The organism is Vibrio sp. 779(2023), from assembly GCF_033344285.1.
GTDB lineage: Bacteria > Pseudomonadota > Gammaproteobacteria > Enterobacterales > Vibrionaceae > Vibrio > Vibrio alginolyticus.
The window spans coordinates 1-1,939 of record NZ_JAWPOM010000056.1; the positions used below are offsets into that span (position 1 = coordinate 1).

The 1,939-nt window shown below is 47.5% G+C and carries 3 protein-coding genes; all 3 read right to left on the bottom strand.

From position 1 onward, the window contains the following. On the bottom strand, positions 1-450 hold a 450-nt coding region (locus R8O70_RS24775; protein WP_318184408.1), incomplete at its 3' end, for an efflux RND transporter permease subunit. A 9-nt stretch (positions 451-459) separates the two neighbouring features. Then, the gene (gene vmeJ, locus R8O70_RS24780; protein WP_318184409.1) at positions 460-1,575 is read right to left on the bottom strand and encodes a multidrug efflux RND transporter periplasmic adaptor subunit VmeJ; all 1,116 of its coding nucleotides are present in this window, start codon (positions 1,573-1,575) and stop codon (positions 460-462) included. Between the two features lie 108 nt (positions 1,576-1,683). Next, the coding region (gene erpA / locus R8O70_RS24785; RefSeq protein ID WP_318184410.1) for an iron-sulfur cluster insertion protein ErpA at positions 1,684-1,939 on the bottom strand (256 nt) is incomplete at its 5' end.

Consider the following 1,939-nt stretch of genomic DNA (forward strand, 5'->3'; position numbering starts at 1 on the left):
TGGCACCGTGCCATAAAGCACAACAGTTAAAACAGGCTCCTCTGAAGCAAAAGTGACTTCATTGACCGTAGGTTCATCACTGTCTGCAGGTAACTTAGGTTTCGCCAGATCGACCGCGTCGCGAACATCCGCCATCGCTTTATCGAGATCCACGCCGACGCTAAACTCTAAAGTGACTGAAGCGTGGCCTTCGGAGGCAACCGATGTCATCTCTTTCACCCCTTCAATTGAGCGCAGTTCTTGTTCGATAGGACGAACCAGTAAACGCTCAGCATCAGTTGGAGAAATACCTTGATGCCCCACAGAGACGTAAATGATAGGAATAGTGATATCGGGACTAGATTCTTTTGGGATGGTGACGTAAGTAATGACCCCTGCGATGAGGATCATCACCAACAAGGTCAACATCGTTCTTGATCGGGATAACGCAGCGTCAATTATGCTAAACATGCTGCCTCCCTATTTTTCGGCCGCATCGGCAGCGACATCACCGACTTTATTCGCAATCACGGTATCGCCATCACGAACAAACCCCTGCCCTAATACAAGGATGTCCGCTTGCTCGCCAAGCCCAGATAACCAAACGCCATCTTCTTCTGCTTTGACTAACTGGATAGGAACAAACTTAACGTGTTCATCTTGCAGTGTTTTGACACCTAAATTCCCTTCTTCATCTAACGCCAACATTGCAGCGGTAATTTTAATCGCTAGCACTTCATTCAAAGGGAGCTGCACTTCCGCACTGATCCCCGCAGGGATGAACGAATTACGATTATCTATTTCGATTTCAATCGGAAACGTATTGGTCGATACGGAAGAAACACGACCAATATAACGTAAAGTCCCCAAGTGATGCTGACCATTGATAGTTCTGACATCCGCTTGAAGAGCTTCTTTAAGATACTGGATATGGCGCTCGCTAACGTCGGCCTCAATGACCAGAGTCTCTAAATCAATCACTGTCACTATTGGATCACCCACACCGACAAAGTCACCCACTTCGACAAAATGATGATCAACAATGCCATCAAAGGGCGCTTTAACTTCGGTATTCTTGACAGCGGTTTGGACATTATTGAGGTTCGCTCTTGCATCGACTAACGCGGCTTCCGCAGTCGCAAAGGCCACCTCGCCTTGTAACCCCCTGCTTTTGAGCGATTTTGCGGCATTAAACTCCTTTTCTTTCACTCGCAGCATGGCCTGAGCGCGTTTGAGCTGACTGTCCAAATCCCGCTTATCAATGTTAGCAATCACTTGTCCTTGCTTAACAAGTTGCCCTTTATTAATGTTGAGACTGACAATTTTGCCGGCCACTTCTGCACCAAGACGAGCTTGGCGATTGGGTGCGGTTCGGCCATAAAGTTCTATCGTTTTACTGGTAGGTTTTGCGGTGAAAGTATCAAACATCACCTTAGCTAAGGGCGTGTTTTCAGATTGGAGAGATGGGGATGAGGTGTGGTCACCTTGTGCTTTGAGCTGCCCTGCAGCCAACCAAGCAACAAGTAGCAAAATAAGGATGAGAGATACTAGCCACGGACGTTCGACAAAACGTCGCCCAAACGAAGTTCCAGACATACAAAGTCCTTTTTATTATTCTCTCCTGCGGAGCGCTGAGAGCATGTTTACGTGACATCCTGCGACGTAAAACTCAGGCAGCCAATTGGCTGCCTGTGATCGTGTCAATTACACGCTAAATGATGCACCACAACCACATGTGGTTGTTGCATTCGGGTTGTTAACGAAGAAGCGAGCGCCTTCCAACCCTTCGGTGTAATCCACAATGCCACCAATCAGGTATTGCAGGCTCATCGGGTCAACAACCAGTGTTACGCCACTGTTTTCGATGGTTGTATCACCGTCATTTACGTTCTCATCGAAAGTAAAGCCGTATTGGAAGCCGCTACAACCGCCACCAGTAATGTATACGCGCAATTTCAAT

Excerpts from the sequence above, each read along its gene's own strand:
- vmeJ (WP_318184409.1), bottom strand. The coding sequence starts at position 1,575 with ATGTCTGGAACTTCGTTTGGGCGACGTTTTGTCGAACGTCCGTGGCTA.